The following is a 24,043-nucleotide window of genomic DNA, read 5'->3' on the forward strand; positions in this document are numbered from 1 at the left end:
GCCGGGGCGGGGCGGGGCGGGCCTCGGCGGTACTGTCGGCCCGTCCCCCTCGCCGATCACACCACCGGGAGCCGTACCGTGCACCAGCTCAGCCACGCCGACGTCCAGGCCGCCGCCGACCGGATCGCGGGCCTGGTCCGCCCCGTGCGGGTGGTTCCGGGCGGGCCGGGCGGGGTGTGGCTGGCGTTGGAGCACATGCAGCACACCGGCTCGTTCAAGGCCCGCGGCGCGGTCAACTTCCTGCGCGCGCACCGGGAGGCGGGCACCCTGCCGGACGCGGGCGTGACCATCGCCTCGGGCGGCAACGCGGGCCTGGCCTGCGCGTGGGCCGCCCGGCAGCAGGGCGTGCGGGCCACCGTGTTCCTGCCGGTGAACGCGCCCGCGGTGAAGGTGGCCCGGCTGCGCGGCTACGGGGCGGATGTCCGGCTGGCGGGCGGCGAGTACGCGGAGGCGCTGGCGGCCTGCGAGGAGTTCGCGGCGGCGAGCGGCGCGCTGGCCTCGCACGCCTACGACCACCCGCTGGTGGCGGCCGGGGCGGGCACCCTGCTCGGGGAGATCCACCGCCAGGTGCCGGGCCTGGACACGGTGGTGGTCTCGGTCGGCGGCGGCGGCCTGTTCGCGGGCGTGGCCACCGCGGCCCGCGCGCACGGGGTGCGCACCGTCGCCGTCGAACCGGAGAACTGCCGGGCCCTGCACGCCGCGCTGGCCGCCGACGCGCCCGTGGACGTGCCCGTCGACTCGGTCGCCGCCGACTCGCTGGGCGCCCGCCGCGCCTCCGCCACCGCGCTGGCCGCCGCCCGCCACCGGGACGTGCGCACCGTCCTGGTCCCGGACGCGGCGATCGTCCGGGCCCGCCGCGACCTGTGGGAGGAGCACCGGATCGCCGTCGAGCACGCCGCCGCCACCGCCCTGGCCGCCCTCGGCACCGGCTACCGCCCCGCGCAGGACGAGCGGGTGTGCGTCGTGCTGTGCGGCGCCAACACCGACCTGACGACCCTGGCCGGGGCCGACGGGGACGACCGGGACGACGTCTGACCCCTTTCCCTTGCCGTACCGGCGAACTGTCGGCCCGTACGTCCGCGCCGCGCTGTCGGCCCGTCGTCCGCGCCGCGCCCTAGAGTCGGTGGCCGGTCCGACGGAGGGGAACGGGATGGCGCAGGGGTTCGAGGAGTTCTTCCGCACGGCGACCGGCCACCGGCCGTACGAGTACCAGCGGGCGCTCGCGGCGGACGGGCTGCCGCGGGCGGTGCGGGTGCCGTCGGGGGGCGGGAAGACCGCCGGGGCCGTGCTGGCCTGGCTGCACCGGCGGACGGTGGCCGCGCCGGGGGCGACCGCGCGGCGGCTGGTGTACGCGCTGCCGCAGGGCAGCCTCCCGCACTGGACGCACCGGCGGATCGGCGGGTGGCTGCACCGGCTGGGCCTGGCGGACGCGGTGGACCTGCACCTGCTCGCCGGGCCGGAGGCGCAGAACGGCGCCTGGCGGCGCCACCCCGAACGGACCGCGATCCTGGTCGGCACCCACGACGTGCTGCTGAGCCGGGCCCTGATGCGCGGCTTCGCCGACACCCGGACGATGGCACCGGTCTCGTTCGGGCTGCTCAACAACGACGCGCACTGGGTGTTCGACGAGGCGCACCTGCTGGGCCCCGGCCTGCCGACCGGCGAGCGGCTACAGGCGCTGCGCGAGGCGCTGGGCACGACCGCGCCCACCGGCAGCACCTGGATGTCCGCGGTCGGCGACGGCACCGCTCCCCCGGCGGGGCCCGCCGCGACCGGGGTCCGGCGGGTCCGCCGCCTGCACCCGGACCCCGACCCGGACCGGTACGTGGCCGACCTGGTGGCGGCCCTGGGCGCGGCCCACCGGCCCGGCACCCGGACCGTCGCCGCGCTCAACTCGCCGGCCCGGGCCCGCGCGGTCCACGCCGCGCTGCGCGCCGCGCACCCGGACCGGCCGGTCGTGCTGCTGCACCCGTACCTGCGCGCGGCGGAGCGCTCGGCCGGGCGGGACCACGAGCGGTACGACCACCGGCACGACGAGCGGTACGACCCGGTGGCGGAGTCGGCGGACGGGGACGGCCGGGACGGCTTCCTGGTGGTGACGCGGGCGCTGGACGCCGGGTCCGACCTGTCCGCGCGCACGGTGCTGACCGAACTCGCCCCGTGGAGCGCCCTCGTCCAGCGGGCCGGGCGCTGCAACCGGCACGGCGAGCACCCGGAGGGCGGCGACCTGCTGTGGTGCGTCCCACCGGGCGGGCCCGAGGACGAGGACGAGGACGGGCCCGAGGACGGGGACGGGTACGGGTCCGGGGACGCGGGCGGCGCTGCGGCGCGCTGGCTGGCGGCGCACGAGGGGGCGGCCGTCACCGTCGCGGACCTGTTCCGGGCCCGGGTCGAGCCGGAGGTGCCGCAGGCCCCCGCACTGGGCGTGCCCGAGCTGGTGGCGCTGTTCGACAACGCGCCCGGCGCCGACCCGGTCGACGTGAGCCGGTGGCTGCTGCCCGACCGGGAGCGGACGGTCTTCGTCGCCTGGCGCGCCCTGGCGCCGGAGGGCCCCGCCCCGGACGAGCCCGGGCCCGGCCGCGCCGAGCAGTGCGAGGCCCCGCTGGGCGAGGTGCGCGCCCGGCTGGCGGCGGACGGCGGCGGGGCCTGGCTGCGGGACGACGCCGACGGGCGGTGGCGGCCCGCCACCGCCGCGGACCTGCGCTCCGGCGCCCTCCTGCTGCTGGACGCGGCGCGCGGCGGCCACCTGCCCGGCACCGGCTGGACGCCCGGCAGCCGCGTCCCCGTCCCTCCGCTCTTCACCGGCCGCACACCCCCGGCCACCGCGTGCGCCGCCTGGGTCCCGCTGGAGCAGCACCTGCGCGAGACCGAGGAGGAGGCCCGCGCCCTCACCGCCGTGCTGCCCGGCCTGAGCGCGGCCCAGCGGGAGGCGGTGGCCCTGGCCGGGCGGCTGCACGACCTCGGCAAGTGCCACGACGTGTTCCAGGCGATGCTGCGCGGCGGCGGGGGCGACCCGCCGCCGGGGCTGCTCGCCAAGTCCAAGTCGCCCTGGAACACCGGGGTTTCGTCCCGCCCGTTCTTCCGGCACGAGCTGGTGAGCGCGCTCCTGCTGCTGGCCGGCCCGCACTGGCACGCCCCCGGCGCCGACCCGTCCCTGGTCACCTACCTGGCCGCCGCCCACCACGGCCGGGTGCGGGTCACCGTCCGCCCGGAGAGCGGTGAACCGGCCCCCGCGCTGCTCGGCGTCCACCCCGGCGACCGCACCCCGCCGCTGGCCCTGCCCACCGGCGAGCGCTTCCCCGCCCGGGTGCTCGACCCCGCCGCCCCGTTCCGCCCGGACGGCCGCTGGGCGCCGCTGCTCGGCGCCCTGCTCACCGCCCCCGACCTGGGGCCGTTCCGGCTCGCCCACCTGGAGTCCCTGGTCCGCACCGCCGACTGGCGCTCCAGCGCCCGGCACGACGGCCCGGTCCCGCCCGCCGAGCAGGCGACCCCCGGCCCCACGGCCCCCGGCTGCCCGGACGGGCCCCGCGCAACTATCCGATGATCCACTCGTTGGTCCGTCCGACGTACCCCGGTCGCGTGCCGAGCCTTGGAGGGGCCGATGGATCTCAGGACACTGCCACGGCCCCGGGCGGCCGGTTCCGGCGGGCGGCCGGAGTCCGCGGAGGCCCTGCTGGTGCGGCACTACCGGCACCTGGTGGGGATGGCGTACCTGACGCTGCCCGCCGACCGGGGGCGGCACGCCCGGGTGGTGGCGGCGCACGCGGTGGTGCAGCGGGCGCTGCCGGTGCTCGGCGGGAAGGTCGCGGGCCGGTCGGGGCACGAGTCGGGGCACGAGTCGGGGTACGAGGCGGTGCGGGCCCGGGTGCTGCGCGGGGCGCTGCGTCGGCGGCGCTGGCCGGGGGCGGTGTTCCCCCGGGTGTGGGGGGTGCGGCTGTTCACGCCGCCGGACGACGGGGACGCCGAACTGGACGTCCGGCTGGCCGAGTTGCCCGCCCGGCGCGGGCCGGTTTCGCGCTCCGGGTGCTGGACGGCCTGAACCGGGCCGAGACCGCCGAGGCGCTGGCCTGGGCCGGGGTGGAGGCGCCGGCCGAGGCGGCCCGGGCCGGGGACGAGCTGCTGCGCTCGCTGGGCGGCGCGGACTGGTCGGAGCTCCCGCCCGGCTACGACGCCTGCACGGTGCACCTGCGGCCGGGCGACCTGCTGCGCCGCCGACGCCGCTCGGCCCTGGTGGCCGCGGCGGTGGCGGTGGCACTGACCGCCGCGGTCCTGCCGGTACTGGGCTCGCCCGGTGGCGGCACCGGCGGGTCGAGCGCGCCGCCGCCCGCCGCGCGGGCCGTCCCGCCCGAGCGCCGCGCCGCGGACCTGTGGCGGCGGACCGCGAAGCTGGACCTCGCCGTCTGGCCCGCCCGCGGCGAACTGGTGGACGACACCGCCCTGGTCGGCCGCGCGGTCACCGCCTGGCAGCAGGCCGGGCCGTCCGCCGCCGCCGAGCCCGGCAGCACCCCGGGCCCGCCCGTGGCCGTGCCCCAACTGCTGTACGCGGGGCGGCTGGACGGCACGGCGGTGGTGCTGCTGACGGACGGCCGGAGCCTGGCCCGGTACACCGACGGCCCGGCGTCCGGCGGATCAGCCCCCAGCGGACCGGCGCCCGACGGCCCGGCATCCGGCTCGGCGTCCGGGACCGGCGGCCCGGCGCTGGCGCTGGCGGCGGCCGGGGACAGCGACGTGACGGCCGGTGCGGCGGTGGTGCTGCGGCGCGACGGGCGCGGGGCCCGGTACCTGCTGGCGCCGTGGGTGGCGTCCGCGGCGACCCGGCGGCTGGACCGGCCGGACGAGGCGGAGCGCCCGCTGGCCTTCGCCGACGGGGTGACCGACCCGGTGCCGGGGACGGCCGCGCCGGGCTGCCCGGGGCCGGTGCTGCAACTGCGGTCGGACCCGGTGGTCGCCGAGCAGCACGCCTTCCTGCTGGCCGACCTCGGCGGGCTCGCCCCCGCGCACCTCACCTACACCCCGCCGCCGGACGGCTCCGCACCGGCCCGCCCGCCCCGGGAGGCGGTCGGCGCGCAGGCGCTGCGCCGGTGGGCGGCGGGCGCCTGCGCGGTGCCCGAAGCGGGGCCGGGCGTACGGCAGTTGAACCTGTGGGAGTTCGCCGACCAGCGGCTCCCTCAGAACGCCGGGGAGTTGGCCTGGGCCTGTCTGCGGGCCGACCGCTGGGACGGCTCGGGCAGCGCGGCGGCGGCGGTGCTGCCCCCGAACGGCGGCCGGGCCGAGCGGCTGGCCCGCGCGGACGGCCGGGCCTGCAGCCGCTACGAGCAGGACACCGTCGCCCAGTACCGCTGGCGCGCCCCGAACGGCACCGCCTACCTGCTGGTCGCCGCCAGCCGCCGGGTCTCCCGCCTGCTGGTCACCACCCCGTCCCGCCGGCTGGACCAGCCCGCGCCGCCCGGCCGGACCCTGGCTCTCGACGACCCGGGCACCGGTCCGACCGGCGTCGAGGCCGTCACCGCCTCCGGCACCCGGCTGCGCCCGATCGGCTGACCCGGCCGGTGCCTGCGCCGACGGCGTTCCGGATCAGGTGAGTTCGAGGATCAGCTTGCCGGTGTTGGCGCCGCGGAACAGCATCTGGAAGGTCTCCGGGAAGGCGTCGACGCCGCCCTGGACCAGGTGTTCGCGGGTGGTGAGGCGGCCGTCGGCGATCCAGCCGGCGATCTCCCGGGCGGCCTCCCGGTAGCGGGCGGCGTGGTCGAAGACGACGAAGCCCTCCATCCGGGCCCGGCGCACCAGCAGGGACAGGTAGTTGGAGGGGCCCTGGACGGCCTGCTCGTTGTTGTACTGGCTGATCGCGCCGCAGATCACCACCCGGGCGTGCATGGCCAGCCGGGTGAGCGCGGCGTCCAGGACGGGGCCGCCGACGTTGTCGAAGTAGACGTCGATGCCGTCGGGGGCGTGGGTGCGCAGGGCCTTGCGGACGTCCTCGGTCTGGTAGTCGACGGCCGCGTCGAAGCCCAGCTCCCCGGTCAGCCAGGCGCACTTGGCGGCGCCGCCGGCGATGCCGACCACCCGGCAGCCCTTCACCTTGGCGATCTGGCCGACCAGGCTGCCGACCGCGCCGGCCGCGCCGGAGACCACGACCGTCTCGCCCTCGCGCAGCGCGCCGACCTCCAGGAGGCCGAAGTAGGCGGTCATGCCGGGCATGCCGAGCGCGCCGAGGTAGGTGGGCAGCGGGGCGATCGCCGGGTCGACCCGGTGGGCGCCGCGGCCGTCGGACAGCGCGTACTCCTGGACGCCGAAGGTGCCGGTGACGAACTCGCCGACCCGGAAGCCGGGGTGGGCGGACTCGACCACCTCGACGATCGAGCCGGCCCGCATCACCTCGCCGAGCGCGACGGGCGGCAGGTAGGAGGGGCGGTCGTCCAGCCAGCCGCGCATCGCCGGGTCGAGGGAGAGGTAGCGGGTGCGGCCGAGGAACCAGCCTTCGGCCGGTCCGGTGACCGGCTCCTCGGTCAGCGTCCAGTCCTCCGGGCGGACCGGGCCGACGGGGCGGCGGGCGAGTCGGATCTGGCGGTTGGTGGCCGGCATGGCGCTCTCCTGCGAGGGGGGCGGGACGGGACGCGGGACCGCCGGCGCTCGGGGGACGGGCCGGCGACCCCGCTCGGCCGAGTCTAAGCAAGCGCTTAGTCAAAACACCAGGGGCACGCCGACCGGCCGTCCGCACCCGTCCGGGCGGTCGGCAGCGGGCGGTCCGGCGCCGGGCGGCTCAGCGGGCGTCCGGCGCCGGGTGCGGTTCGCGGAAGGTGAACGCCTCCGGGCCGGGCCCCTGGTCGCGGATCAGGGCGATCCGCGCCATCGCCTCGGCCATGCTCGGACGGTGCCCGGCCGGGACCCACCACATCGCCTGGTGCGCCTCCGTCGGCCGCCGGAACCACTCGCGGCGGCGGGCCAGCACCCGCAGGTGGTCGCTGCGGTAGACGTACGCGCGCAGCGCCTCGACCGACTCCCAGACCGAGCAGTTGATCTGTAGCAGGCCGTCGTCCGGGTCGGGGCGCAGGCCCGTCGCGTCCGCGCCGTCGGCGTCGACCAGCCGCCAGACGAAGCCGGGGCTGCGCTCGGCGAGTTCGTTGATCTCCGCCAACTGGGCTATGAAACCGGCGAGTTCGGGGCTGTCCAGCGGGGCCACGGTACGGCCGACGTTGACCTGGGCCAGCTGGTGGCCGGAGCGGACGGACACGACGGCGGACGCGGCGGCGGCGGGGGTGGCGGGGTGGCGGCAGCGGTCTGAGGGGCAGTCATGCGGCAAGCATGGCCCGGACCGGCTTCTAGCGTCAATGGTTATTGTTTTTAGAGAGCGACACGCAGCAGCCGCCCGCGCACGGGTCCATCGCGGGCGTCCACCCCTCCCCCGCCAGGCCCTCCAGCAGCGCCAGGTTCATCCCGCACACCAGTGCCGGGAACTCGTCCGCCAGCGCGTGGAACGGGCAGTTGCGCAGCCGCACCACCTCCCCGTCCAGGAACGGCGCGTAGCCGCGCTCGCGCAGCGCCGCCAGCACGTCCGGGGGCTGCTCGGCCGATCCCGCCGCGCGGGCCGCCGCCTGCAACTCGCGGTCCAGGCCCGCCCGTTCGACCACCTCGGCGAGCAGCCGTCCGGCCACGCCGTACTCCCGGGGCGGCAGCGCCACCGCGAACTCCGCCTCCGCCCGGCGGTACACCTTGGCGGGCCGCCCCGCGCCGGGGCCGCCGCGTCCGGACAGCCGCCGGTAGGAGACCGCGAGCAGGCCCGCGTCCACCAGCTTGTCCAGGTGGAACGCCGCCAGCGAACGGGAGACGCCCGCCGCCGCGGCGGCGGCGTCCCGCCCGACCTCCTCCGCCGCGTCGGCCACGTGCCGGTAGAGGGCGCGCCGCACCGGGTCGGCGAGGGCGCCCAGCGCCTCGATCGAGGAGTCCTCAGCAGTCATCCGTCGAGTCTATGACCGACCCGCCCGACGCGAACGCGCCACCGGGGCGGCACCGTTGCGCCACACTGCCCGGATTGCCGACGATTCGTTTCTACACCTCTGTAGAGTGTTCCCGACCGCCACCAGCCGGGTCGTTCGGGCACCCCGCACCCGTCCACCCCCGCCGACCGGACTCGAAGGAGGCCCGCAGTGCTCCCTCCGCAGCTGCAGACCGACCCCGCCTGGTCCCCGCCGGAACCGGACGTCCGCCCCGCCTACCAGCCCGTCGAAGTCCTGCTCGACGACTCCGGTACCTGGGCCCTCGGCCGCATCAACGCCTGGTGGCACTCCCCCGAGGGCACCTCCTGGTGCCGCCTCCGCCTGATCGGCGCCACCGCACCCCCGCCTGGCACCGCTACGACCCGAACGCATCCTGCTGCTCCCCACCCACGGCACCTGACGCCGGGCCGGGCCCGGCCTCTCCGGGCCCGGCGCGGCATCAGCGTCAGCGTCAGCGGCGGGTGCCGCAGCTGGGGCAGAAGGCGGAGTCGGCGGGCACCTCGGCGCGGCAGGAGGCGCACTGCGGGGGCTGGGCGAGGCGGAAGCCGCAGCCGGGGCAGAACGGGGTGCCGTGGGTCTCGGCGCGGCACTGCGGGCAGACCAGTTGGCGGTCGGTGGTGACGTCGAACTGCGGGGCCCCGGACTGGCCGTGGGTGTACGCGTTCTGCGTGACGGCGTCGTTGAGGCCGCGCCGGCGGGCGGCGGCGGCCTCGGCGGCGGTGTCCGGGGCGCAGCCGAGGCAGAGGCCCTGGGCGGCGTTCCAGCAGCGGCCGCAGACGTAGTGGGTGCAGCGGGCGCAGCGGTGGAAGTGCTGTTGGGCGTTGCCGATGGCGCGCTGGAAGGCGGCGTCGCGGCCGCTGCCCCAGCTGGCGCCGGCCAGGCCGTCGGCGGCGTTGGTGAGGCCGTTGGAGGCGCTGCCGCCGAGCAGGCTCCAGGCGGCGCTGACGCCCTTGTTGATCCAGCCGGCCGCCTGGCCGGTGCGGAAGGGTTCGAACTCGGAGCGCCAGGTGTCGTAGCAGCGCGCGCAGGAGAACTCGAACTGGAAGCCCGCGCCGGTGCCGTGCTGCTCGCTGAGGTCTCGGTAGTTGTTGCTGAACTGGAACTCGCTCATGTCCGCCGCCCAACCCTTTGCAGGTGCTCCGCAGGTGCCGTCTGGATTTGTCGCACAGGCTCCCACACCCGGGGGCGGGGGCCGGTGCGGGGCCGGTGGTCCGGCCGCCGGTGTGGTCCGGCGGCCGGTGCGGTCGGTCGGTGTGGTCAGCCGCCGAACAGGACCGGTCCCAGCACGGAGGGACGGAACAGCAGGGCGGGCGGTTCCACCATCGCGGCGACCCGGTGGAACGCGCCGGCGACCCGGGCGTCGGTGACGGCGCGGGCCAGCACCCGGTCCAGCATCCGCTGTTGGACGCGGACCTGGAGGCCGGAGGGGCCGCCGGTGGTGCCGGCGAAGCGGACGTCCTCGCCGGCCGCCATCTGCCAGGGGTTCCTGGTGACGCCGGCGATGGCGTCCCGGGTCTCCCGGACGGCGGCGTGGCCGAGGTCGCCGCGGTGGTGGACGGCGTCGCGCAGGGCGCGGGCGGCGAGCGCGGCGACGGTCATGCCCTGGCCGTAGACCGGGTTGAAGGTGCAGGAGGCGTCGCCGAGGGCGAGGAAGCCGTGGGTGGCGGAGCGTTCGTAGTGCCGCCACACGCTCGGGCCGGGGACGAAGCCGCGGGCCGGGCCGGTGGGCTTGGCGCCGATCACCGTCCCGGCGATGACGGGGTCGCGGAGCAGGCCGAGCTGCTTCTCGAACTCCTCGGGCTGGAGGGAGGGTTCGAAGCCGCGCATGCCGCCCATGCCGACGATCCAGCGCTCGCCCTCGACGGGCAGCAGGACGCCGAAGCGGCCCTGGTCGGGGGCGTGGCTCTGCAGGTAGACGGCGGAGTCGGCGGGGGCGTCGGCGGGCGGTGGTAGAACCGGGTGGCGTAGGAGACGCCGGCGTCGACCCGGTCGCGCGGGACGGCGGGCGCGCCGAGCACCGAGAGCCACTTGGCGGCGCGGGTGGCGCGCCCGGCGGCGTCGACGACCAGCTCGGCAGGTATCGCCTCGGTCTCCTCGCCGTGCCGGCCGCGGCGGTTGACCTGCACGCCGGTGACGGCGTGCCGGTCGCCGAGCAGGCCGATCACCTCGGTGCCGGTGCGGAACTCGACGTTGGGCGCGGCGCGGACCCGCTCCAGCACGACCTGGTCGATCAGCGGGCGGCTGCAGGTGAGGACGGCCAGGTCGCTGTCGTAGGGGGCGAGCCAGCCGGCCGAGGTGAGCCAGCGCAGGCCGCCGGAGAGCGGGACCCGGGTGGCGCCGGCGGCGAGGAGTTCGGCGAGGGCGCCGGGCAGCAGTTCGTCGATGGTGCGCTGGCCGGCCTCCAGCAGCAGGTGGCCGTGCTTGGCCTGCGGGACGCCGGGGCGGAAGTCCACCCCGTCCGGGTAGCGGTCGCGTTCGACCACCACGACCCGCTCCGCGACGCCGTGCAGCGCCCAGGCCGCCAGGCATCCGGCCAGTCCGCCGCCGATCACCACTGCCGTGCCGCGGTCACCGGCCGCGGTCCCCCTAGAACTCATGTCCGTACAGTAAGGGACGCGGCGCGCTCGGTCACCGGGGTCCGGGGTTCGGCTGCCTTTTCGTGACGGTCAACTCCCCTCCAGGCGGGGCGGTTTCACCGCTTCCGCCCGGAGGTGCCCGCCTTGTCCGGGGCGCACGGGAGGAACGGGAGGACTCGCCACCGGTCACCGGTCACCGGTCGGCGGCGGTGCGCTGGCGCAGGAACAGGGCGGCCCGCTCCAGCGCCTCGTCGGCCTCGTCGAGGACGCCGGCGTAGCACTGGAAGACGTGCGGCACGTCCGCGGTGACGTCGAGGACGACGTCCACGCCCGCGTCGCGCGCCCGGGCGGCCAGCCGGGTGGAGTCGTCCAGCAGCACCTCGTTGGCGCCGACCTGGATCAGCATCGGGGGCAGGCCGGTGAGGTCGGCGTGCACGGCCGGGCTGAGCAGGGGGTGGCGCGGGTCGGCCCCGGCCAGGTACATGGCGCCGGTGCGGTCGAAGGAGGAGCGGGTGAAGATCGGGTCGATGCCGTCCTTGGTCTCCATGCTGGCGCCGGTGCGGGTGGCGTCGGCGCCCGGGGAGAGGGCCAGGATGCCGGCGGGCAGCGGGAGTCCGGCGTCCCGGGCGGCGAGGGCGGTGGTGACGGCGAGGCCGCCGCCCGCGGAGTCGCCCGCGAGGACGGTGCGGGCCGGGTCCGCGCCGCGCTCCAGCAGGGCGCGGTAGGCGGCCAGGGTGTCCTCGACGGCGGCCGGGAAGGGGTGTTCGGGGCGAGCCGGTAGTCCAGCGAGTACGCGGGCAGGCCGCTGCCGGCGACCAGGTGGCCGGTCAGCGACAGGGCGGTCTCGGGCGAGCCGAACACCCAGCTCCCGCCGTGGAAGTACAGGATCGTCCCGTCCCGCACCTCCCCGACCGGGTCGACCCGCAGGGCGGGACGGCCGCCGAGTTCGGCCGGGGCGGTGCGGATGCGCTCGTGCGGGACGATCATCTCGGCCATCAGCTCCCGGAACCCGGCCCGGATCTGCTCGACCGTCGGCTCCCCCTCGGGGGCCGGCTTCCGCAGCCTCCGGTCGATCTCGGCGCGCTGTTCCCTGCTCATGGCACACTCCTGCCAGAAGTAGCTTCCGCCACACTATATGCCATGGAATATACATTGCCCGACGACCGCACCGCGACGGATTTCCCCGCGGACTCCCCCGACCCCGCCGCCGTCCGGAACTCCCCGAACCCCCCGAACTCCCGGACCTCCCCGCGCTCTTCGCCGACCTGATCCGGTGCGAGACCCGCCTCTACAACGCCCTCGGCGACCGGCTGCGCGAACGACACGGCATCGTCACCTCGCAGTACGAGTTCCTGCACCACCTGCGCGAACACCCCGGCTGCCGGTGGCCGACCTGGCCGCCGAGTTCGCCATCGGCGTCGGCGCGACCAGCAAGGGCGTCGACCGCCTGGAGAAGCAGGGCTGGGCCGTCCGGCACCCGAACCCCGACGACCGCCGCTCCTCCCTGCTGGCCCTCACCTCCGAGGGCGAACGACTGACCGCCCAGGCCGAACGGACCTACAACGAGGCCCTGGCCGAACTCCTCACCCCCACCCTGGACGCCCCCGCCCTCACCGCCCTCGCCCGCACCCTCGCCACCCTGCGCACCACCCTCGAACACCACCGCACCGGCACCCCGGCGGGCTGACCCCCCGGAACGCCGGGACGGGCCGCCCCGGACGGGCCGATCCGTTCCCGGCCCGCCCGTCCCCGCCCCCTGGAATAACCGGTCGAATTCGCCCCGGGCCACGCCTACCCTGGCGGGCATGGCCCACGCGAAGACCTCGTACGTCTGCCTGCCCTGCCGGGCCTCGTACAAGCAGCCCCACGACCGGGAACGGCCGCGGACCTGCCCGCGCTGCTCGGAGGCGCTGACCCACGCGGGGTCGGCCTTCGCCGCGCCCCGGCGGCGGGACACCGCGGCCTGGCGGACCCTCGCGGTCCTGCTGAACGCGGGGGTGGGTTTCCACAAGGACTGCTGCGGCGGCCCCGGGTACCGCCCCCGCACGCCGCGCGAGGTGCGGGAGCGGATGGCGTACGCGCGGCGCACCGGCGAGCCCGTGGCCGAGGCCCTCGTCCGGCGGGTGATCTGACCGGGGGCTGCGGCCCGGCGCACCCCGCCGCGCGGGAGGCCCCGCAGCCGCCCCGAAATCCACCGGCTCCTCGGCGCCGGGCGGAGCACGATCCCGGTGGACCGGGGCGGAGGAGCTTGTTTGGACGTGTTCGCGTGTGCCGGGTGCGGTACCGGGCTGACGGCACCGGTCTCCCGGGTCGCCCTCCCCGTCCACACCCACTACGGCGCCTGGGAGGAGCTCCACCCTCCGCTGATGGAGCCGGCGACGTACGCCGTCGAGCAGTTCCCCACCGGACCGCCGTGGCGGCTGTGGGAGGAGGTCGGGGAGGAGGCGGCCGCCCGGCAGGGGTGTACGCGCCGGTGCACTCCGTCCCCTTCGGTGCGCGGGGCAAGATCGTCATCGCTCCCGGTGATTCCCGGTCGACGACCCTGATCCGGGAGAAGTGCGCGGGTTACTGCCGGGGCGTGGACGGCCGGGACGGGCCCAATCTGGCCTGCACGGGGTGCGGGCGCGCCGTGGCGACCCGGATCGACGACTGCGGCTCGTGGCAGACGGTGTGGCTGGAGCCCGACGCGGTCGTCCGCCGTCCCTCGGGGCTCCCGACCGCTCCGCTCCCCGACTGGGCGGACCTGGAGCACGCCGGGCACCGCGTCCCGCCCGTCGAACCCGACGGGTCGTGGAGCCGCCGCTGGGAGGCCGCGGTCGGCGTCGCGCTGGCCCACCTCGTGGTGGCCACCGGGAACCGCCCGGTGACCCTCCCGGCCGGCCCCGTGGCCGCGTTGCTCGGCCACGCCGTGGCCCGCCGCCTCCCCTCCGGTCCCGACCCCCGCCCGGTGGGACTGGCCGGCCCGGGCGTCCCCGTGCCCCGGACCCGGCCCGACGTCCTGCTCGTCCCCCGCCACCCCGGCACGGGCGAGCCGTGGCGGCCGTCCGACCGGCAGGCGACGGTCGTGCCGCTGGACAGCGGAGTCTGGGCGTACCTCACCGGCACCGGGGAGACCTCGCCGGTGCCCGCCAGCGGGACGCTCCCGGCGGGTGTGCTGCGCGACGACTACCCGCTGCCGCCGCACCCCCGGTACCCGCTGGAGGCCCACGGCGGCGCCTTCCGGGACACCCTGGTCCGTCTGCCCGGAATCCGTCGCCCCGAACTGCGCGGGTACCGCGGCGCCGCGCACCCCTCATGAGCCCGTGAGCGACCGGTGGTGGCGGGGCCGCGCCGAACCGCTCCGACGCCCGTGACCGCTCCTCGGGGTGCGGGGTCCGGTCAGGAGCGTGCGATGTCGCCGGAGCGCGAGGGGACGGCGTCCAGGGCGGCCAGGGTCGGGCGTCGAGGACGACGGCGCCGGCCTCGGCGTTGGCCCGGAGGTGGTCGGGGTCGGCGGTGCCGGGGATGAGGAGGGTGTTGGGGGTGTGGTGGAGCAGCCAGGCCAGGCCGATCTGGGCGGGGGAGGCGCCGAGCGCCCGGGCCGCGGCGAGGACGGCGGGCTCGTCGGCGACCTTCGGGATGCCGGGGTACGCGCCGCCGAGCGGGAAGTACGGGACCCAGGCGACGTCCTCGGCGAGGCAGAGCCGCAGGACGTCCTCGTCGTCGCGCGACACCAGGCTGTAGGCGTTCTGCACGCAGGCGATGCCCGCCGGGAGGGCCCGGCGCAGTTCGTCGGCGCCGACGCTGCTGAGGCCGAGGGCGCCGATCTTGCCCGCGTCGCGCAGCTCGGTCAGGACGGCGAGCTGGTCGTCCAGGTCGACCACCTGGTCGCCCTCGGCGCGCAGCCCCGGGCCGTGGCCGGCGCGGCGCAGGTTGACCAGCGGAATCCGCTCCCAGCCGAGGCTGCGGAGGTTGTCCTCGACGGCGGCGCGGAGCTGTTCGGGGCGCTGGGCCAGCCGCAGCGGGAGCGGGCCGGTGGCGGGTTCGGCGCCGACCTTGCTGGCGACCAGGACGTCGTCCTCGGCGGTGAACGCGGCGCCGATCGCCTCGTTGGCGGAGCCCGCGCCGTAGAACTGGGCGGTGTCGACGTGGTCGATGCCCAGCTCGGCGGCGGTGCGCAGCAGGGCGACCGAGGCGGCGTGGTCCAGGCGGCGCAGCTGCATGGCGCCGAAGCCGACCCGGGAGACGGTGCGGCCCGCGAGCGTGCCGGGCCCGCCGGCCCGTTCCGCACCGGTGGCGGTGAACTGCGGGGATCGGGCCGTGGAGGTCATGGCGATGTCACTCCCGTGAGACGATGGAGGTAAACGGAGGGACTCCGTTACCGGCCACCGTAGCACCGATCAACACTAACCGGAGGGACTCCGCTTTGACCGCCCCGCCCCCCGCGCCTCCGACTCCTCCGCGGCCGGCCCGTCCGGGTCCGACTCCCCGCGCCCGGGCGTCCGCCCCGGGCCGACGCGCAGCGCAACCGCGAGCGGCTGCTCGCCGTCGCCCGGGACGCCTTCACCGCGACCGGCGGCAAGGCCACCCTCGACGCCATCGCCCGCGAGGCCGGTGTCGGCATCGGCACGCTCTACCGCCACTTCCCCACCCGTGAAGCGCTCGTCGAGGCCATCTACGCGACCGAGCTCGACGCCGTGGTCACCAGCGCGCCCGCCCTGCTCGCCCAGCTCCCGCCCGACGCGGCGCTGCGCGCCTGGATGGACCGCTACGCCGCGTTCTTCGCGGCCAAGCGCGGCATCTCCGAGACCCTGCGGGCCGGTTGGGCCTCCGGCGCGATCGCGACCCCGGCCACCCGGGAGCGGATCACGGCGGCGATCGCGGCGATCCTCGACGCCGGTGCGGAGTCCGGTGCGCTGCGGGACGACGTGCCGGCCGAGACGGTCACGATGATGCTCCTGGGCGTCTTCCTCTCCACGACGGCCGGCAACGACCCCGAGCTGACCGGACCGCTCCTCGACCTCGTGGCGGACGCCCTCCGTCCCACCGCCTGACCGGCCCGCCGGGTCGCTTCCCCGTACGAACCGGTCCTCAGCCGACCAGGACCTCAGCCGACCCGGGCGAGGAGGGACGCGAGCACGGTGCGCAGCTGTTCGTCCTCGCGGATCACCGCGTCCTCGGCCCCGAAGACGGCCAGGCGGCGGTCGTCGGTGACGAGTGCGGCCAGCCGGTCGTGCTGCCGCGGCGTCAGGACGGCGGGGCCCAGGGCCCGCAACGCGTAGCAGGCGGTGTCGAGGTCGGCGCCGGTCTCGGCCGAGTGCAGCGCCGCCTCGGCGAGCCGGGCGCGGTCGAGGTCGGCCGGGTCGGCGACCGCGAGCAGCCCGAGGACGGCCGAGGGCGCCTGGGCCGGATGGTCGAGGAGAGCGTGGAGCCGGGCGGTCAGCGGGCGCCCGGCCGGGCCGAGCACGGCGATCTCGCGAGCGGCCCGGGCGGCCGTCCAGTGGAACCACCGCCGGCCCTCGCAGCGGTCGAACACCGCGTCCAGCACCGGGACGGCCTCGGCCGCCTCCCCGGTGATCCGCCACAGGGCGAGCGCGAGCGCGAGGTCGGCGTCGACCTCCGGCGTGGTGTCGCGTGCGGTGTCGCGGTCGACGGCGCGGCCGAGCGCCGCCCGCAGGGCCGGGACGAGGGGCCCGGCCGCCGACCCGAGGGCCGCCGCGGCGCGGGCACCCTCCGCGATGTCACGCGCCCCGCCGACGAGCGCCGCCTCGACGGCGGTGAACAGCGGCCCGGTCTCACCGGCCAGCGCGTGCAGCGCCTGCGCCACGAGCAGCTTCCCGGCCCCGGCCCGCAGGGCGGTCGCGGCCTGCTCGCGCCACTGCGGCCCGGCGGCGATCGCGGCGGCGGTGACAGCGGCGTCCGCGCCGACGGCAGTGCCCACGACGCCCCCGGCGGCAGCGTCCACGGCGGCAGCAGCGTTGCCCACGACGCCCGCAGTGACGGCGGCATCCGCGCCGACGGCAAGGTCCGCAGTGACGGCAACGTCCACGACACCCCCGGCGGCAGCATCCGCAGCCACAGCGGTGCCCACGACGCCCCCGGTGACGGCGGTGATCGCGGTGGCGGCGTACGGGAACTGCGGCAGGACGGCGCACAGTTCGGGCAGCGCCTCGACGGCCTGCGGGCCCCACTGTCGTAGCAGGTGGACCAGTCCGGCGGTGTCGCCCTGGTCCCCGGTCGGCGGGCAGCCGCAGGGCTCGGGACGCTCCGGCGTCCTGGCGGCCAGGCGGGCGCGGACCGCGGCGAACAGCTCGGGGTCGAACGGGAAGGGCGTGTCGGCCGGGGCGTGGGACCCGGCGGCGCACCGCAGGGCGCGCGGGCGCCGGCCGAGCGCCCGGGCCAGCAGCGGGGCGGCGGTCCACGGGGCCACCAGGACGAGCGCGGTCAGCGCCCGGTCGGCCGCCTCGTCGTCCGACTCGTCGTCCGCCCTGCCGTCCGCCCCGCCGTCCGCCCGCGCGGCGGGTTCGGCGAGTGCGGCGAGGACCGGGGCGGCCTCGGCGGCGGCCGGGCCGAGCTTGCCCAGCAGGCGGGCGGCCGTCGCGTCGGCGGCGAGCGGGACGATCGCGGGGATCAGCCGTCGCGGGGCGCTGCGGGACCGGGCGCAGGCGAGGTCGGCCGCCCACAGGGCCTCGGCCCGCACCTCGGGACGCTCGTCACGCAGGGCGGCGTCGAGCAGGGCGAGAGCGCTCTCGCGGTCGGCCTCGGTGTCCCGTTCCAGCAGTGCCCCGACGATCGCGCGCAGCGGCTCCCGGTGCTCGTACGTGTGACCGGACCCGGCCGTCCCGGCCGCGGGCAGCAGGCCCAGGACGGCACTGTGGTGCGCGGCGCGCCACGGCTCCCCCGCGTCCAGTGCGGCGAACACGGCGGCCAGGCGCAGCGGCGCGGGCGTGTCCGGGCCGAGCAGCGCGCGGGCCTCGGCGGCGGCGCCCGCGCGGTCCAACCGGCCGTACGCGGTGAGGAGTTCGGCCCGGACGACGGGCTGGGTCTCGACGGCCAGCCGGGCCCGGACGGCGGGCAGCGCGGGACCGGTGTCCCGGGTGTGGCCGACCGTCCAGCCGGCCGCCTGCCGGACCGCGGCGTCCTGGTCGGCCAGCAGCGGGAGGAGCAGCGGCAGTTGGGCGGCGACGGCGGCCCGGACGGCACCCGGCGCGACCTCGCACTCGTCCTGGCTCTCGGCGAGGCAGCCGAGCAGCCGGAGCGCGTCGAGGCTCCGTCGGCCGGAGGCGGCGATCCGGGCGAGGTACGGGGCGGCGTCGGCGCTGGCCGTGTACACGGTGCCCTGGTGGACGATCGAGCCGTACAGCTCGTCCAGCGCCTCCTCGGCGTCCGCGCCGTCCTCGGCGAAGGCCCGCAGCAGCCCGGGCAGGTCCTCGGCCGGGCCGTAGGCGTGGTTGACGGTGGCCCAGGGGTGGGCGTCGAGTCCGGCGAGGACGGTGCGGAGTTCCATGGCGGTGATCTTCGTGGGAGCCTCCGACATCCGCCCGGACCGGACCGCCCGGACTGGACCGTCCGGCCCAGCCCGGACCGGACCGCGCGAGAGCGGCGGCGCGGGAGCGGCGGTGCGGGCCGGGCTGGGCCGGACGGGTGACCCGCCGGGCGCGTGGCGGGTGGGGCGGTGGTCGGCGGCTTGGGATGGTCGGATGACCTCTGAGCAGATCCTGATCGGGTCCGGACTGACCTTGGTACTCGCCGTCGCCTCCCAGCTGCTGGCCGCCCGGCTGCGCATCCCGGCGATCATCGTGCTGCTGCCGGTGGGCTTCGCGGCGGGCGCGCTCACCGACGACGTGCACCCCGACCGGCTGCTCGGTCCGGCCTTCTCGCCGCTGGTCTCGCTCGCCGTCGCGGTCATCCTGTACGACGCCGGGCTCGGCCTGGACCTGCGCGAACTGACCGGCCACGCCCGGCACACGGTGGTGCGGCTGGTGTGGGTCGGCACCCTGCTGACCGCCCCGGCCGCCGCCTTCGCGGCCGCCCCGCTGCTGGGCGTCCCGGGGAAGGCGGCGGCGATGCTCGGTGCGATCCTGGTGGTCTCCGGGCCGACCGTGGTCGGGCCGCTGCTGGACTTCGTCCGCCCCACCGAGCGGGTGCGGCGCGTGCTGCTGTGGGAGGGCTCGCTGATCGACGCGGTCGGCGGCATCCTCGGCGCGCTGGTCTTCCACGCGCTGGTGAGCGAGCAGCACCGGCGGCTGGGCGCCGGGTTGCTGGAGTTCGCCGCCAGCGTCGGCCTGGGCCTGCTCGGCGGGCTGTTCGGCGCGGCCCTGCTGTGGCTGCTGCTGGTGCGGGCGCGGCTGAACGAAGTCCTGGGCACCAGCGCCCAGTTGGCGGTGGTGGTCGGCGTCGCCGCGGTCTGCGACGCGCTGCGCGACGACACCGGGCTGATCGCCGCGATCGTGCTGGGCGTGGTGGTCGCCACCGTCCCGGCCTTCGACCCGCCCGCCCGGCGGATCTTCCTGGAGACGCTGGTTCCGCTGATCGTCGGCGTGCTGTTCGTGTCGATCTCCTCGACCGTGACCTGGGCGTCGGTGCGCCCGGTGCTGCTGCCCGTGCTCGGGCTGGTCGCGGTGCTGGCGGTCGTGGTGCGGCCGGTGGTCGCGGCGCTGTCCACGGCGGGGACGGACCTGGCGGAGGGCGAACGGGCGTTCCTGGGCTGGATGGCCCCGCGCGGCATCGTCGCCGCCTCCACCGCCGCGACCTTCTCCACCGGTCTGGCCGCGGCGGGCGTCGGCGGCGCGGAGAAGATCCTCCCGGCCACCTTCCTGGTGATCGTGTTCACCGTCACGCTGTACGGCCTGAGCGCCGTCCCGGTGGCCCGGCTGCTGCGGGTGACCCGCCCGGCCCGCTCCCGCCCGCTGCTGGTGGGCGGCGAGCCGTGGACGGTCGAGCTGGCCGCCGTGCTCCGCTCGGCCGGGCTGGACGTGCTGCTGTGGGCCGGACGGGACGAGCAGCGGGCCCGGATCTCGGCCGCCGGGCTCGAACTCGCCGACGGCGAGCTGCTGGCCGCCGCGAGCGGCGAGGGCGCCGAGCGGGAGGGCGTCACCGCGGTGTACCTGCTGACCGCCGAGGACGAGTTCAACGCGCTGGCGGCGGCCGTCCTGCACGAGGTGTCCGAACTGCCGGTGTTCCGGCTGCCCGCCACCGCGCCCGGCCCCGGCGCGGTCGGCGGCCCGCCTGCCGCGACGGTCCTCCCGGCCGCGCTGACCGGCCCCGAACTGGCCCGCCGGCACGCCGCCGGAGCCCGCATCCTGCGCCGCCCCGCCGACGGCGAACTGCCGCCCGGCCACGACCTGCTGTTCACCCTCGACCGAGCCGGCCACCTGCACCCGGCCACCCCGCACGGTGCCCCGCCCCGCCGCGACCGGGTCACCGAACGGATCGTCCTCGGCCCGTCCTGACCGCCCGCCACCCGCCCACCCGCCCGCCCGCCCGCCCGCCCCCGACGGGATACAGGACGTCAGCGCGGCGTGGCGGCCACCCCGTTGATCAGCATCCGGAACGTCCAGGCGAGCCGTTCGGTGGGGCGGCCGGAGACCAGGTCCCCGGCGGTCGCGGCCACCTTCGGGTAGCGGGACGGGTCGGCCTCGCGCAGGGCGCGGACCATCGCGCCGTGCTCGGCCTCGGCCGCCGCGCCGGTGCGGGCGGAGTGCTCGGCGGCGGTGGCGGTGGCCACCTGGAGCAGGGCGTCGACGCCCCAGGCGGCCTGCCCGGCGGGGACGCCGCCCTCCTCCAGCAGGGCCAGCAGGGTCTCCACCAGTGCCAGGTAGTGCGGCCCGGCGGGGCGGGCGAGCAGCGCGGAGTGGGCCAGCGCCGGGTGTTCGAGCAGCACGGTGGTGTAGGACTCCAGCACCGCGGCGAGCCGCCCGCGCCAGTCCCGGCCCGGGTCGTCGGCGGTGCTCGGATCGTCGGCGGCGCCCGGCTCGGCGGCCCCCGCACAGGCGGCGGCGCCCGGATCGTCGGCGGTGCCCGGCTCGGCGGCCCCCGTGCCGGCGGCGGCGCCCAGGTCGACCCGTCCGAGGTGGTGCTCCAGGATCGCGGCGTGCAGTTCGGCCGTGTTGGCCACGTAGACGTACAGCGAGGCCGGGCCGGTGTCGAGTTCCTGGGCCAGGCGCCGCATGGTGACCCGCTGGAGCCCTTCGGCCTCCATCAGGCGGACGGCCGCCGTCACGATGCCGGCCCGGGTGAGCGCGGGCTTGGCGGGCCGCTCCCGGCGGCTGCGCGGGGCGGGGGCGGGGCTGTCGTCCATGGCCACCAACATAGATGATCGGCGCCGGGGGCCCGGGGCGCGGGCCGGGGCGGTCGACGCGGCCTTGAAAGCGCTCTCAGAGCAGGCCGCCCACCAGCCCCCAGCCCCCCGCCGCACCGCACCGGGTGCGGCGGCACGGACCCCGCGCCGCCGCACCCACCACTCACACTGATGCTCAGGCCAGGGCGAACTTCTGGGCGCCGGAGCCGTTGCAGTCCCAGATCTGGAGCCGGGTGCCGTTGGCGGTGGCGCCCGACGGGGAGTCGACGCACCGCCCGCTGGTCGGGTTCGACAGCGAACCGTCGCCGTTGGCCACCCAGTTCTGGTAGCCGCCGCCGTTACAGGTGGCGAGTTGGAGCTTCGTCCCGGCCGCGCTGCTGCCGCCCGCGATGTCCAGGCACTTGCCGAGGGTCTGGAGGGTCTGGCCGCTCCAGGTCCACTTCTGGTCCTTGGCGCCCGACTGGCAGTCCCACAGCTGCACCGCCGTGCCGTCGCCGCCGTTGTCGTCACCGGCCACGTCCACGCACTTGCCGCCGGGCCCGTAGATCGGCGCGCCGATGGCGAACTTCTGGGCGCCGGAGCCGTTGCAGTCCCAGATCTGGAGCCGGGTGCCGTTGGCGGTGGCGCCCGACGGCGAGTCGATGCACCGGCCGCTGGTCGGGTTGCGCAGCGAACCGTCGCTCTGCCGCACCCAGTTCTGGTATCCGCTGGTGTTGCAGGTGGCGAGTTGGAGCTTCGTTCCGGCGGCGCTGCTGCCCCGGCGATGTCCAGGCACTTGCCGAGGGTCTGGAGGGTCTGGCCGCTCCAGGTCCAGTGCTGGTCCTTGGCGCCGGACTGGCAGTCCCACAGCTGCACCGCCGTGCCGTCGCCGCCGTTGTCGTCGCCCGCCACGTCCACGCACTTGCCGCCGGGGCCGGTGATGGCCTGGCCGGAGACCGTGCCGCCGCCGCCCCCGGAGCCCGGGCCCTTGTTGTAGACGGCGACCGAGTCGATGATCAGCTTGCCGCCCGAGACGGTGGCCGCGTTCGGGCCGCCGCCGAAGGCGTCCGGGAAGCCGCCGCCGATCGCCAGGTCGTAGATGATGAAGAACGGGTGGTCGACCGCGTTGGCCCAGGTCGTGGCGTCCACCTGGTTGGCGTTGACGGTGTAGAAGTTGCCGCCGTCCAGGTAGAACCGGATCTGCTCGGGCGACACCGAGCGGTCGATCTCCACCGCGTAGTCGTGGAAGCCGGTCTGGCAGCCCGGACAGGCGCGCTCGCCGGAGCCGATGCCGGTGGACTCGTTGCACGGGCCGCCCGGGTTCACCCCGCAGTGGATCGTGCTGAAGACGGAGCTGCGGCCGTTGATGTCCTCCATGATGTCGATCTCGCCGGACTTCGGCCAGGTCACCCCGTCGCGCAGCGGCGCGCCGAGCATCCAGAACGCCGGCCAGTACCCGGCGCCGTTGGAGGTGTTGACGTTGGGCTGCTGGAGGACGGACTCCATCCGCACCACCCCGCCCGCCGGGGCGCCGAAGGACGCCGACTGGGTCTCCACCCGGCCGGAGGTCCAGCCGGCGCGCGGGTCGGAGCCGGAGTGCAGCGCCTGGAGCACCAGGTGGCCCTGGCCGTCGTAGTAGACGTTGGAGGTGCTGCTGGTCATGGTCTCGATCTCGCCGGTGCCGAAGTTGCTGCCCGGCCCGGTGTCGTACTTCCACAGGCTCTGGTCGATGCCCGTTCCGGACGCGCCGTTGAAGTCGTCGCTCCAGGTGAGCGAGAAACCGGACGGCGGCGCGGGGGCCGCGACGGCGGTGTCCGTCGTCGCGGTGACGGTGGCGGCCACCGTGAGCGCGACGACGGGCAGCAATGAGAGCGCTCTCTTCCACGCGCGGCGCATCGGCCGTGCACTCAGGGATGTCATGTATGCAGCATGGCGATCAGTCGCGTGCTCGACAAGAAGGTGGACGCATTCCGCTTCGAACTCCGCTACAACGTTTACCTTCTGAAGGCTTTCGGCGACTCCGCGTCCACCCCGACCCGGCCGGCGTTCACTCCTCGACGGCCCCCGTGAACATGGCGAGCATCCCGGCGACCGGGTCGGGGCCGAACATCAGCTCCAGACTGGCGGCGGACTCGGCGGCGGAGGCTTCGGCGCGGGCGAACATGGCCTGCTCGTAGGCGTCCAGGGCGGCCTCCGGGTCGCCGGGGCGGGCGGCCAGCGCGAGGCCGAGCTCGGCGCCGTCCTGCATGGCGAGGTTGGCGCCCTCGCCCGCGAACGGGGACATCAGGTGGGCGGCGTCGCCGAGCAGGGTGACGCCGGGGCGGCGCTCCCAGCGGTGGCCGACCGGCAGCGCGTGGATGCGCCGCAGCGTCAACTCCCCGTCGGCGTCGGCGAGCAGGGCGCGCAGCCGCTCGCTCCAGCCGTCGAAGGCGGCGAGCGCGGCCTCGCGGAGCGCGGCCGGCCCGGCGGCGGGCGGCCAGCTCTCGTCGGTGCGGACGGCGGCGTAGACGTGGATGCTGCCGTCGGACTCCAGGTGGCCGAGGAAGCCGCGCCCGCCGCCGAGGGCCATGAACATCCCGCCGCCGACCAGGGCGGCGGGGCCGGGGTGGCGGCGGGCGGCGTCGTGCAGGTCGGCCTCGACGAAGGAGACGCCGGTGTAGGCGGGCCGGGCGTCGGAGAGCAGCGGACGGACCTTGGACCAGGCGCCGTCCGCGCCGACCAGCAGGTCGGTGGTGATCGCGCCGCCGTCGGCGAACTCGACCCGGTGGCGGCCGTCGTCGAGCGCCCGGACGTCCACCGCCTTGCGGCCCCAGTGCACGGTGCCGGCGGGCAGCGCGGAGAGCAGCAGGTCGCGCAGGTCGCCGCGGTCCACCTCGGGGCGGCCGCCGGTGCCGTCGTCCTCCTCGGCGAGGTGGACGGTGGCGTCGGGGCCGAGCAGGCGCAGGGCCTGGCCGCCGGGGTGGACGATCCGGCGGAAGTCCTCGTGCAGCCCGGCGGCCTCGAGCGCGGGCTGGCCGGAGTCGTGGTGGATGTCGAGCATGCCGCCCTGGGTGCGGGCGGCGGCGTCGGGTTCGAGGTCGAAGACGGCGGCGGGGATGCCGTGCACGTGCAGGACCCGGGCCAGGGTGAGGCCGCCGAGGCCGCCGCCCAGGACGGCGAGGGGGTGGTGGTCGGTGTGGCCGGTGGCGTGGTGGGTGGTGGTGGTCACGGCGGGC

Annotated in this window: 21 protein-coding genes and 2 pseudogenes; 11 read left to right on the forward strand and 12 right to left on the reverse strand. The window is 76.9% G+C overall.

Annotated elements, in window-relative coordinates; genetic code table 11:
- The first annotated feature begins 78 nt into the window (after nt 1-78).
- The 4 genes from QMQ26_RS04760 (at nt 79) to QMQ26_RS04775 (ending at nt 5,541) form a co-directional block, all read left to right on the forward strand.
- Entirely contained in the window at nt 79-1,035 is a 957-nt protein-coding gene (locus QMQ26_RS04760) for a serine/threonine dehydratase (RefSeq protein WP_282204861.1), read from the forward strand.
- Between the two features lie 115 nt (nt 1,036-1,150).
- Complete coding sequence (locus tag QMQ26_RS04765; RefSeq protein ID WP_282204862.1) at nt 1,151-3,544, forward strand: CRISPR-associated endonuclease Cas3''; 2,394 nt, start codon at nt 1,151-1,153, stop codon at nt 3,542-3,544.
- Nucleotides 3,545-3,601: 57 nt separating this feature from the next.
- Nucleotides 3,602-4,039, forward strand: a complete 438-nt coding sequence (locus QMQ26_RS04770; RefSeq protein ID WP_282204863.1) for a hypothetical protein — start codon at nt 3,602-3,604, stop codon at nt 4,037-4,039.
- A complete protein-coding gene (locus tag QMQ26_RS04775) occupies nt 4,024-5,541 on the forward strand; it encodes a hypothetical protein (protein ID WP_282204864.1) in 1,518 nt (505 codons plus the stop codon). Before QMQ26_RS04770 ends, QMQ26_RS04775 begins: the two co-directional genes overlap by 16 nt.
- Before the next feature lie 33 nt (nt 5,542-5,574).
- Here QMQ26_RS04775 and QMQ26_RS04780 read toward each other — a convergent pair whose 3' ends face one another.
- The 7 genes and pseudogenes from QMQ26_RS04780 to QMQ26_RS04810 all read right to left on the reverse strand — a co-directional run bounded on the left by QMQ26_RS04780 (nt 5,575) and on the right by QMQ26_RS04810 (nt 11,668).
- Nucleotides 5,575-6,582 carry an NADP-dependent oxidoreductase gene (locus QMQ26_RS04780; RefSeq protein ID WP_199846916.1) on the reverse strand — a complete coding sequence of 336 codons (1,008 nt, stop codon included), beginning with the start codon at nt 6,580-6,582 and terminating at the stop codon, nt 5,575-5,577.
- Between the two features lie 178 nt (nt 6,583-6,760).
- The gene (locus QMQ26_RS04785) at nt 6,761-7,231 is read right to left on the reverse strand and encodes a DUF3291 domain-containing protein (RefSeq protein ID WP_282204865.1); all 471 of its coding nucleotides are present in this window, start codon (nt 7,229-7,231) and stop codon (nt 6,761-6,763) included.
- A gap of 94 nt (nt 7,232-7,325) precedes the next feature.
- Nucleotides 7,326-7,955, reverse strand: a complete 630-nt coding sequence (locus QMQ26_RS04790) for a helix-turn-helix domain-containing protein (protein ID WP_282204866.1) — start codon at nt 7,953-7,955, stop codon at nt 7,326-7,328.
- 490 nt (nt 7,956-8,445) lie between these two features.
- Nucleotides 8,446-9,105, reverse strand: a complete 660-nt coding sequence (locus QMQ26_RS04795) for a double zinc ribbon domain-containing protein (protein ID WP_282204867.1) — start codon at nt 9,103-9,105, stop codon at nt 8,446-8,448.
- A gap of 146 nt (nt 9,106-9,251) precedes the next feature.
- Nucleotides 9,252-9,821: a hypothetical protein gene (locus tag QMQ26_RS04800; RefSeq protein ID WP_282204868.1), complete on the reverse strand. Its 570-nt coding sequence runs from the start codon at nt 9,819-9,821 to the stop codon at nt 9,252-9,254.
- Nucleotides 9,734-10,591, reverse strand: coding sequence for an FAD-dependent oxidoreductase (locus QMQ26_RS04805; protein WP_282204869.1), 858 nt, complete (start codon nt 10,589-10,591; stop codon nt 9,734-9,736). Before QMQ26_RS04805 ends, QMQ26_RS04800 begins: the two co-directional genes overlap by 88 nt.
- Before the next feature lie 172 nt (nt 10,592-10,763).
- Nucleotides 10,764-11,668 (reverse strand): annotated as a pseudogene (locus QMQ26_RS04810) (alpha/beta hydrolase).
- Nucleotides 11,669-11,954: 286 nt separating this feature from the next.
- On the opposite strand from QMQ26_RS04810, the gene QMQ26_RS04820 reads away from it, so the two are divergent.
- The 3 genes from QMQ26_RS04820 (at nt 11,955) to QMQ26_RS37330 (ending at nt 13,868) form a co-directional block, all read left to right on the forward strand.
- Nucleotides 11,955-12,257: a MarR family winged helix-turn-helix transcriptional regulator gene (locus QMQ26_RS04820; protein WP_318552197.1), complete on the forward strand. Its 303-nt coding sequence runs from the start codon at nt 11,955-11,957 to the stop codon at nt 12,255-12,257.
- A gap of 118 nt (nt 12,258-12,375) precedes the next feature.
- Nucleotides 12,376-12,702 carry a deoxyxylulose-5-phosphate synthase gene (locus QMQ26_RS04825; protein WP_100835025.1) on the forward strand — a complete coding sequence of 109 codons (327 nt, stop codon included), beginning with the start codon at nt 12,376-12,378 and terminating at the stop codon, nt 12,700-12,702.
- 497 nt (nt 12,703-13,199) lie between these two features.
- On the forward strand, nt 13,200-13,868 hold the full coding sequence (locus QMQ26_RS37330) for a hypothetical protein (RefSeq protein ID WP_318552198.1): 669 nt from the start codon (nt 13,200-13,202) through the stop codon (nt 13,866-13,868).
- An 80-nt stretch (nt 13,869-13,948) separates the two neighbouring features.
- Here the strand turns inward: QMQ26_RS37330 and QMQ26_RS04835 are convergent.
- Nucleotides 13,949-14,880, reverse strand: a pseudogene (locus QMQ26_RS04835) (aldo/keto reductase).
- Nucleotides 14,881-15,246: 366 nt separating this feature from the next.
- On the opposite strand from QMQ26_RS04835, the gene QMQ26_RS37335 reads away from it, so the two are divergent.
- A complete protein-coding gene (locus tag QMQ26_RS37335; protein ID WP_318552199.1) occupies nt 15,247-15,603 on the forward strand; it encodes an SbtR family transcriptional regulator in 357 nt (118 codons plus the stop codon).
- Between the two features lie 53 nt (nt 15,604-15,656).
- Here QMQ26_RS37335 and QMQ26_RS04845 read toward each other — a convergent pair whose 3' ends face one another.
- The gene (locus QMQ26_RS04845) at nt 15,657-18,056 is read right to left on the reverse strand and encodes a hypothetical protein (RefSeq protein ID WP_282204870.1); all 2,400 of its coding nucleotides are present in this window, start codon (nt 18,054-18,056) and stop codon (nt 15,657-15,659) included.
- Between the two features lie 193 nt (nt 18,057-18,249).
- Between QMQ26_RS04845 and QMQ26_RS04850 the strand changes: the two genes are divergently transcribed.
- Nucleotides 18,250-20,001, forward strand: a complete 1,752-nt coding sequence (locus tag QMQ26_RS04850; protein ID WP_282204871.1) for a cation:proton antiporter — start codon at nt 18,250-18,252, stop codon at nt 19,999-20,001.
- A 59-nt stretch (nt 20,002-20,060) separates the two neighbouring features.
- Here QMQ26_RS04850 and QMQ26_RS04855 read toward each other — a convergent pair whose 3' ends face one another.
- Both QMQ26_RS04855 and QMQ26_RS04860 read right to left on the reverse strand, forming a co-directional pair.
- Nucleotides 20,061-20,849 carry a TetR/AcrR family transcriptional regulator gene (locus tag QMQ26_RS04855; protein ID WP_282206420.1) on the reverse strand — a complete coding sequence of 263 codons (789 nt, stop codon included), beginning with the start codon at nt 20,847-20,849 and terminating at the stop codon, nt 20,061-20,063.
- Between the two features lie 175 nt (nt 20,850-21,024).
- Nucleotides 21,025-21,624, reverse strand: coding sequence for a ricin-type beta-trefoil lectin domain protein (locus QMQ26_RS04860; protein WP_282206421.1), 600 nt, complete (start codon nt 21,622-21,624; stop codon nt 21,025-21,027).
- Between the two features lie 498 nt (nt 21,625-22,122).
- On the opposite strand from QMQ26_RS04860, the gene QMQ26_RS38135 reads away from it, so the two are divergent.
- Together QMQ26_RS38135 and QMQ26_RS04870 are read left to right on the forward strand one after the other, a co-directional pair.
- Nucleotides 22,123-22,464, forward strand: coding sequence for a hypothetical protein (locus tag QMQ26_RS38135; RefSeq protein WP_404814067.1), 342 nt, complete (start codon nt 22,123-22,125; stop codon nt 22,462-22,464).
- Between the two features lie 12 nt (nt 22,465-22,476).
- Complete coding sequence (locus QMQ26_RS04870) at nt 22,477-22,833, forward strand: hypothetical protein (RefSeq protein ID WP_282206726.1); 357 nt, start codon at nt 22,477-22,479, stop codon at nt 22,831-22,833.
- A gap of 42 nt (nt 22,834-22,875) precedes the next feature.
- Here QMQ26_RS04870 and QMQ26_RS04875 read toward each other — a convergent pair whose 3' ends face one another.
- A complete protein-coding gene (locus QMQ26_RS04875; protein ID WP_282204872.1) occupies nt 22,876-24,036 on the reverse strand; it encodes an FAD-dependent oxidoreductase in 1,161 nt (386 codons plus the stop codon).
- Between the last annotated feature and the right edge of the window lie 7 nt (nt 24,037-24,043).

This window comes from Kitasatospora fiedleri (assembly GCF_948472415.1).
GTDB lineage: Bacteria > Actinomycetota > Actinomycetes > Streptomycetales > Streptomycetaceae > Kitasatospora > Kitasatospora fiedleri.

Bases quoted from the DNA above. Each gene is read 5' to 3' on its own strand.
- QMQ26_RS04770 (WP_282204863.1), top strand. From the start codon at position 3,602: ATGGATCTCAGGACACTGCCACGGCCCCGGGCGGCCGGTTCCGGCGGG.
- QMQ26_RS04800 (WP_282204868.1), bottom strand. From the start codon at position 9,821: ATGCGCGGCTTCGAACCCTCCCTCCAGCCCGAGGAGTTCGAGAAGCAG.
- QMQ26_RS04780 (WP_199846916.1), bottom strand. From the start codon at position 6,582: ATGCCGGCCACCAACCGCCAGATCCGACTCGCCCGCCGCCCCGTCGGC.
- QMQ26_RS04845 (WP_282204870.1), bottom strand. From the start codon at position 18,056: ATGGAACTCCGCACCGTCCTCGCCGGACTCGACGCCCACCCCTGGGCC.
- QMQ26_RS04805 (WP_282204869.1), bottom strand. From the start codon at position 10,591: ATGAGTTCTAGGGGGACCGCGGCCGGTGACCGCGGCACGGCAGTGGTG.
- QMQ26_RS04795 (WP_282204867.1), bottom strand. From the start codon at position 9,105: ATGAGCGAGTTCCAGTTCAGCAACAACTACCGAGACCTCAGCGAGCAG.
- QMQ26_RS04855 (WP_282206420.1), bottom strand. From the start codon at position 20,849: ATGGACGACAGCCCCGCCCCCGCCCCGCGCAGCCGCCGGGAGCGGCCC.
- QMQ26_RS04790 (WP_282204866.1), bottom strand. From the start codon at position 7,955: ATGACTGCTGAGGACTCCTCGATCGAGGCGCTGGGCGCCCTCGCCGAC.
- QMQ26_RS04850 (WP_282204871.1), top strand. From the start codon at position 18,250: ATGACCTCTGAGCAGATCCTGATCGGGTCCGGACTGACCTTGGTACTC.
- QMQ26_RS04765 (WP_282204862.1), top strand. From the start codon at position 1,151: ATGGCGCAGGGGTTCGAGGAGTTCTTCCGCACGGCGACCGGCCACCGG.
- QMQ26_RS04825 (WP_100835025.1), top strand. From the start codon at position 12,376: ATGGCCCACGCGAAGACCTCGTACGTCTGCCTGCCCTGCCGGGCCTCG.